At 65.7% G+C, this 7,724-nt stretch carries 5 protein-coding genes; all 5 read left to right on the top strand.

Features of this window, described 5'->3' with window-relative positions:
• Positions 1-452: M20/M25/M40 family metallo-hydrolase (locus B2994_RS02000; protein ID WP_291526728.1), on the top strand; the 452-nt coding region annotated here is incomplete at its 5' end.
• On the top strand, positions 442-2,895 hold the full coding sequence (locus B2994_RS01995) for an ATP-binding cassette domain-containing protein (protein WP_291526727.1): 2,454 nt from the start codon (positions 442-444) through the stop codon (positions 2,893-2,895). The genes B2994_RS02000 and B2994_RS01995, both read left to right, overlap by 11 nt.
• Positions 2,896-2,961: 66 nt before the next feature.
• Positions 2,962-3,822, top strand: coding sequence for a TrmH family RNA methyltransferase (locus tag B2994_RS01990; protein WP_291526726.1), 861 nt, complete (start codon positions 2,962-2,964; stop codon positions 3,820-3,822).
• A gap of 50 nt (positions 3,823-3,872) precedes the next feature.
• Entirely contained in the window at positions 3,873-4,940 is a 1,068-nt protein-coding gene (gene pheS / locus B2994_RS01985) for a phenylalanine--tRNA ligase subunit alpha (protein WP_291526725.1), read from the top strand.
• A 6-nt stretch (positions 4,941-4,946) separates the two neighbouring features.
• Positions 4,947-7,565 (top strand): phenylalanine--tRNA ligase subunit beta, encoded by a 2,619-nt coding sequence (gene pheT / locus B2994_RS01980; RefSeq protein ID WP_291526724.1) that lies wholly within the window; start codon positions 4,947-4,949, stop codon positions 7,563-7,565.
• The last annotated feature ends 159 nt before the right edge of the window (positions 7,566-7,724 follow it).

Below are 7,724 nucleotides of genomic sequence, written 5' to 3'. Positions count from 1 at the left end.
TCGACGGATCGTTCAATGTGATCGATCATGAGGCTTCGTTCCGCCTGTCGTTGAGGACCGCGCCCAGCCAGCGCCCGGAGGAGGCGCAGCGCGCGATGGCGGATTTCCTGGTGGGGCACGCGCCGTTTGGTGCCAAGGTCGAGGTGACGCCCGGCGAATGCGGCATGGGCTGGGCCATGGATCCGAACGCCGAGGCTACCAGGGATGCGCTGGACGCCATGCGGCAGGCATTTGGCGTTGAGCCGATCAACCAGGGCCAGGGCGGTTCCATCCCGTTCATTCCCGAATTGCAGCGGCTGTTCCCCGACGCCCAGGTGCTGGTGACCGGTCCCGAGGATCCGCAGGCCAATGCCCATAGCCCCAATGAGTCGGTCAGCATCGAGGGATTGCGCAACAACGTGATCGCCGAGGCGCTGCTGCTGGCCAAGCTGGGCGACGCTCATGCCGCATGAGGACAATGCCTCATTGGTCTTCAGGGGATGGGGGTACCGTCATGCCTCGCGCCGGCATTTCGCCGTCCGAGACCTGAACCTCACCATTGAGGCTGGTCAGCGCGTGTTGCTGCTGGGCGCGTCGGGAATCGGCAAGTCCACCATTCTCGAGGGAGCGGCCGGGCTGCTGGGATCCGATGGACGAGCCGGCGGGGACGGCGAGGGAGGCGTGACCGAGGGTGCCGTCCTCGTCGACGGCGTCGAGGTGCACCGGGCGACGAGTCGCGTCGGCCTGGTGCTGCAGGATCCCGACGCCCAGACCGTGTTTCGGCGCGTCGGCGACAACGTGGCCTTTGGCCCGGAGAATCTCAACGTGCCGCGCGAGGAGATTTGGCGGCGCGTGCGCGAGGCGTTGGCCGCCGTCGGTATGGATGGTGTCGAATTGCATCGATCCGCCATGCACCTGTCCGGTGGGCAGATGCAGCGGCTCGCGTTGGCCGGGGCGCTGGCCATGCGCCCCGGCGTGCTGCTGCTCGACGAGCCGACCGCCAACCTCGATCCCGACGGCGTGGGCGAGATCGTCGCCGCGGTGCGCGATGCGCTGGAACGCCGTCATTCGACGATGGTGCTGGTGGAGCATCGCGCCGGACCGTGGATCGACCTGGTGGATCGCGTGGTGGTGCTGGGGCTGGAAACCGACGACCAGGTCGCCGCACGCGTGGCCCGTCGGGGGCTCGATGGCGAGGTGGACCGTTCCGGGTTCCGCCGCACGGTTGTGGTGGCGGACGGTGCGCCTGACGAGATTTTCAACGATCGGTCCCTTGACTTCGCGCAGCTTGGCATATGGGTGCCCGAGCGGTACCGCGGTCCCGGCGACGCAATCACGCGGATCCACACGCCGGATGAGCCAAGCGCGGATCCGGCGAGGGGCGACGGGACGGTGGTGCTGTCCGCGCGGGACCTGTCCGTTGGGCGAAACGGCGTCGCGATCGCCGAGCACATCGATCTGGAGTTTTGCGCCGGGCAGATCACCGCGCTGGTGGGGGCGAACGGCGCCGGCAAGTCGACGTTGTCGCTCACGCTGGCCGGGCTCCTCGAACCGGTGGCCGGCAGGGTGGAGGCGTCGCCGTCGCTTGCTGGCGCATTGGCCGGCGACTCGCCGCTCGCATGGCGTTCCTCGGACCTGGCGTCGAGGATTTCGTATGTATTCCAAAATCCCGAGCACCAGTTCGCCACCGGCAGCGTGTTGGAGGAGGTGATGCTCGCCCCGAGGCGTTGCGGCGTGGGGGAGGACGAGGCGCGCTCGCGGGCTCGCGACCTGCTGAGGAGATTCTCCCTGAGCCAGTATGCCAATGCCAATCCCTATACGCTTTCGGGCGGGGAGAAACGGCGGTTGACCGTGGCCGCCGCGCTGGCCGCCGCACCGAAGGTGCTGTTGCTGGACGAGCCGACGTTCGGGCAGGATCGACGGACCTGGATGCAAATCGTCACGCTGATCAACACATTGCGCGGCGATGGCGTGAGCATCATCGTGGTTACGCATGATCGCGACCTGGTGACCGCGCTGGGCGCCCGACTGGTTGAGCTGGTGCCCGCTTCGGACTCCCGGTCCGCGGATTCCGTCGGCGAATGGCATGACGGCGGCGGAATCCGGATTCCCGTCAGCGCGATCAACCTGCGCACCGAGCCTGCGAAACAGGCAAGCCGTTCGAGGATCATGGCCTCCATTAATCCCGCATACCGCCTGATCGGCGGATTCCTGGTCTCCGTTCCGCTGCTGTTCAGTTTGGACTGGGTATCGGCCGGCGTGGCGGTCGGCGTCGAATTCGCGTTGTTGGCGGCCATCGGTTTGTCGCCGTGGCGGGTGGTGAAATCGACATGGCCCGTTTGGATAGGCGCCCCCACATCGGCGTTGGCCGTGCTGCTCTATGGCAAAACGGGCGGCAACACATGGTGGCAGTGGGGGCTGATGCACGTCACCGACCGTTCGGCCGAACTCGCCGTCGCCACCGCGGTGAGGATTCTCGCCATCGGCATTCCCGCGGTCATCACCGTGCTGGGCATCGACGCCACGGATCTGGCGGATTCCTTCAGCCAGATCCTGCGGCTGCCTGATCGTTTTGTATACGGCGGCTTGGCCGGTATGCGGCTGTCCTCCGTGCTGCAGGACGATTGGGCCGCGCTCACCGCCTCGCGCCGGTCCCGGGGCCTGGGCGACGACAGCAGGATCAAATCCTTTGTCCCGCAGGCCTTCGCCTTGCTGGTGCTGTCGATCAGGCGATCCACGACGCTCGCCACGGCCATGCAATCGAGGGGATTCGGCGGTGACGGGCCGCGCAGCCATGCCCGCGTGAGCGTGGCCGGAACGCGGGACACGCTGTTCCTCGGCGTTTGCCTGGCCGTTCCCGCAGTGGCCCTGCTCGCGGCGGCCGCCGCCGGAACCTTCTCGTTCATGGGCGGGTGATGGTGCGCGTCGCCTGGCCTTGCCGGGAGGGCGGGGAAGTAACGCCTCGGCGTTAGGCTGTCATGTATGCCAATCGACACCAGAGTTATCGACAATCCCAAAGCCGACCGGGTGCGGCGCGTGGCCGACCTTGGCTCGCGTAAAACCAGGGAACGCGTCGGCCGCTTCCTGATCGAGGGTCCGCAGTCCGTGCGAGAGGCGGTTCGGTACCGTCCGGAAGCGGTGCTGGACCTGTACGTCGAAGTGACCGTGGGGTCCGGCCCCGTCCGTCCCATGAACCGAACGGTGGAACGCATCGAGGAGGAGGCCCGGGAGGCCGGCATCTATGTCCATCATGTCTCCGGCGCGGTGATGAACCGCCTGAGCAAGGACTCCCAGGGCGTCGTCGCGGTGGGTGCCGAGGCGGTCATGTCCGTCGACGCGCACGACCTGCGATTGCCGGACGACGCAATCGTCGCCGCATGCTGGCAGGTGCGCGACCCGGGCAATGCCGGTACGGTGATTCGCGCGGCCGACGCCGCGGGGTGCTCGGCGATGATCCTGGTCGATGACTGCGTGGACCGGTTCAACCCCAAGGTGATCCGTTCCACCGCGGGATCGCTGTTTCATATTCCCGTGACGACGATGGGAACCGACGAGTTCTTCGGCTTCTGCGCCCGGCGGGGCATCGAGGTGTGGGCCGCCGACGTCTACGGGACCCCCGGCCGGGCCCCGCAGCCGCTGCCGGACGCGCTGGCCGATCCGGACGCGCTCGCGGGCGCCAAGGCCGTGCTGTTCGGCAACGAGGCCCGGGGGCTTGACGCCGGCGAACTCGAACGGGCTCGGCGGATTGTGTCGATTCCGATATATGGCAGGGCGGAATCTCTGAATCTCGGCACCAGCGCGGCGATTCTGCTGATGAGCCTGGCGATGAGGGCTCATGTCTAGTCGTGCTGGGACAATTTGACGCGGTTTGAAGGCAAAACGAAAGGTTTCTTGTGGCACAAGCAGGGCTGTTCGACGCTGAACTGGTGACGACGCAGGTCACCGAAGGTATCGAGAAAATCCGGCAAGCCTCCAGTACGGAGGAACTCAAGGCGCTGAGGACGCAGTATGCGGGCGCCGATTCGGCGATGACCCGGGCCAGCAAGGCCATCGGCTCGCTGCCGGCCGATCAGAAGAAAGAGGCCGGCAAGCTCATGGGCAAGCTGCGCGCCGAATTCGGCCGTGCTTTCGCCGCCCGCGAGGTCGAGGTCAAGGAGGCGGAGGAGTCCGCCGCGTTGGCGGCCGAGACCGTGGACATGACCCAGCCGGTTGAACGCCATACCCTCGGGGCGCGTCACCCGCTGGCCAAGCTTATGGAAGACGTCCAGGATTTCTTCACCTCCATGGGGTGGATCATCGCCGATGGTCCCGAGGTGGAAACCGAATGGTACAATTTCGACGCGCTGAACTTCGGCCCGGACCATCCCGCCCGCCAGATGCAGGACACCTTCTACGTCAAGGGCGACAAGGCCAGGGACGCCGCCGGCTTCGTGGGGTCCAACATGGTGATGCGCACCCAGACGTCCTCCGACCAGGTGCGTTCGCTCATCACGCATGGCGTGCCGCTGTATCTGGCCTGCACCGGCCGCGTGTTCCGCACCGACGAGCTCGACGCGACCCATTCGCCGGTGTTCCACCAGTGCGAGGCGCTGGCCGTCGACAAGAATCTCACGATGGCCGATCTCAAGGGCGTGCTGGACAAGCTCGCCGTGGCCATGTTCGGCAAGGGCGCCAAAACCCGGCTCCGTCCCAGCTACTTCCCCTTCACCGAGCCGAGCGCCGAGATGGACCTGTGGTTCCCCGACAAGAAGGGCGGTCCGGGTTGGATCGAATGGGGCGGCTGCGGCATGGTCAATCCGAACGTGCTCAAATCCGCCGGTCTGGATCCAAAGGTCTATTCCGGCTTCGCGTTCGGCGTGGGCATCGAGCGCACGCTGCTGCTGCGCCACGACATCAACGACATGCACGACCTCGTGGAGGGCGACGTGCGATTCAGCGAACAATTTGTGATGGGGGAGTGATCAGACATGCCCATGGTAGATATCGATTGGCTCAAGGAGCATGTTGAGGTTCCCGGGGATCTCACCTACGAGCAGCTCGCCAAGGATCTCGTCAAAGTCGGCCTCGAGGAGGAGGAGATCCACACCTCCGACGTAACCGGCCCGATCGTGGTCGGCTACGTGGTCGACTGCGTCAAGGAGCCCCAGAAGAACGGCAAGACCATCAGCTGGACCCATGTGGACGTGGGAGACCGGTACAACGCCACCGATGAGAATGGCAACAAGGTGCCGCGCGGCATCGTGTGCGGCGCGCCGAACATGGCCGCCGGCGAGAAGGTCGTCGTCACGCTGCCGGGCGCCGTGCTGCCCGGTGACTTCCGCATCGAACCGCGCAAGACCTACGGCCATATTTCCGATGGCATGTGCGCTTCGGAACGCGAGCTCGGATTGGGCGACAACCATGACGGCATCATCCTGCTGCGCAACTACGGCTTCACCGCCGAGCAGTATGAGGCGCTCAAGCCCGGTGACGACGTGATGGAACTGCTGCATCTCAACCATCCGATCCTCGAAATCAACATCACCCCGGATCGTGGGTACGCGTTCTCCTATCGTGGCGTGGCGCGTGAATTCCATCACTCCACCGGCGCCGCCTTCACCGATCCGGTGACCAGGCTCAATGAGCGCATTCCCGATCTGTCCGCCGATCAGGTCGACCCCTCCATCCGGCACGACGTCGATGTGTTCGTGGAGGACGACAATCCGATCCACGGCCAGGTGGGGTGCGACCGCTATTATGCGCGTGCGATCCGAGGCTTCAACCCCTCCGCGAAAAGCCCCCATTGGATGCGCCGCCGCCTCACCCGCGCCGGCATGCGTCCCATTTCCCTGGCCGTGGACGTCACGAACTATGTGATGATGGATCTCGGTCAGCCGATGCACGCCTATGACCTCGACAAGCTCGAGGGGCCGATTGTGGTTCGCCGCGCCAAGGCGGGCGAGCATCTGGTCACGCTGGATCACAAGGACCATGAGCTGAGCGACGAGGATCTGCTGATCACCGATTCCCCGAACGGCCAGCGCGGCTCCCGCATCATCGGTCTGGCCGGTGTGATGGGCGGTCTGTACGGCGAGGTGACCGCGGAGACGAAGAACATTCTGCTCGAGGCCGCGCATTTCGACCAGGTGTCGATTGCACGTTCCGCTCGCCGTCATAAGACCCCCTCCGAGGCATCCCGACGCTTTGAACGTGGCGTGGACCCGCAGCTGCAGCCCGCGGCCGCGCAAATGGCGGCCGAATTGCTGACCCATTACGGCAACGGCAAGGCCTCTTCGCATCCAGTGGATCTGAACAATACGGTGAAGCCGAAGTCCATCCACTTCAAGGCCAGCGAGGTCAAGCGCCTGTCCGGCCTGGATTTGGATCTCAACACCATTTCCGATGTGTTGAGCGACATCGGCTGTGTGCTGGGCGGAGGCGGCAATGGCGAGTTTCTGGTGACCCCGCCGAGCTGGCGTCCCGATCTGACCGAGCCTTGCGATCTGGTCGAGGAAGTGGCCCGTCTGGTGGGCTATGACCGGATTCCGGTGCGCGTCCCGGCCGCGGCGACGATGGCGGACGGCGGTTTGACGCTTAATCAGCGGCGTCGCCGCTGGGTGGCCAACACGCTGGCCGAATATGGCTTGGTGGAGACGCTGAGCTACCCGTTCGTCGGCGACGAGGATTACAAGAACTTCGGCTATGATCCGGACGACACCAAGGCCCATAGCGTCGAATTGGTCAATTCGCTGTATGGCGACCGCAAGTTCCTGCGCCGCTCCCTGCTGCTCACCCTGGCCCAGACCGTGCAGCGCAACCTGCGTCGTGGGCTGGAGGATGTGAGCCTGTACGAGATCGGTCATGTCTATCTGCTCGATCCGACCGCACCGGCCATCCCCTCGCTGCCTGGCGGCCAGCGCCCGAGCGACGACGATCTCGCCGCCTTGGACGCCGGTCTGCCGACGCAGCCCGACTACGTTGCCGGCATCCTGACCGGTAACGCAACCGATGATGGCTGGCTGAAGGATCGTCGCCCGGTTGACTGGACCGACGCGGTGGAGGCCGTGCGGCGCATCGGCGACCGTCTTGGCGCCCGGCTGCGTCTGGTGCAGCCGGCCCCGGCGGATGCACCCGCCCAGTGGCATCCCGGCCGCGTGGCCTCGGTGGTGCTGCCGGACGGAACGTCCGTCGGCACGGTTGGCGAGCTGCATCCGCATGTCGACGAGGCGTTGGGCTTCCCGGCGCACAGCGCCGCCTTCGAGCTGAATCTCACCGCCTTGTTCGCCTCGCTGGACGACAAGCCCTTCCAGGCCAAGCCGATCTCCACCTTCCCCCCGGTGAAGCAGGATCTGGCGTTCACGGTGGATGCGGGTGTGACCGCCGACCAGTTGGAGGCGGCCATTGCCGAAGCCGCCGGAGAGAACCTCGAGTCCATCAGCCTGTTCGACGTGTTCACCGGCGATCAGGTGGGCGAAGGCAAGAAGTCGCTGGCCTATGCGGTGACCTTCCGCGCCGCCGATCGCACGCTGAGCGCCGAGGACAGCGAATCCATCCGCAAGGCCATCGTCGACAAGGCCGCTGAGTTGGGTGCGCAATTGCGCGCCTAGTCCGGCGTCGGAACTTCTGTAAGGACACTATGAACGATTCGGAGCGTCAAAACCAGCAGGCGCAGAGGCCGGAGTATGGCGCCATGCGCGGCGACTACCCGGGTTGCAACCCCTATCCGTATGGCGCTCCGGATCCCGCCGGACAGCCTGTTCGGCAGC

This window comes from Bifidobacterium sp. UBA744 (assembly GCA_002298605.1).
In the GTDB taxonomy this organism is placed as follows: Bacteria; Actinomycetota; Actinomycetes; order Actinomycetales; family Bifidobacteriaceae; genus Bifidobacterium.
The sequence above is the reverse complement of the archived record's forward strand: the minus strand, read 5'-3'. Positions and strand labels throughout refer to the sequence as shown.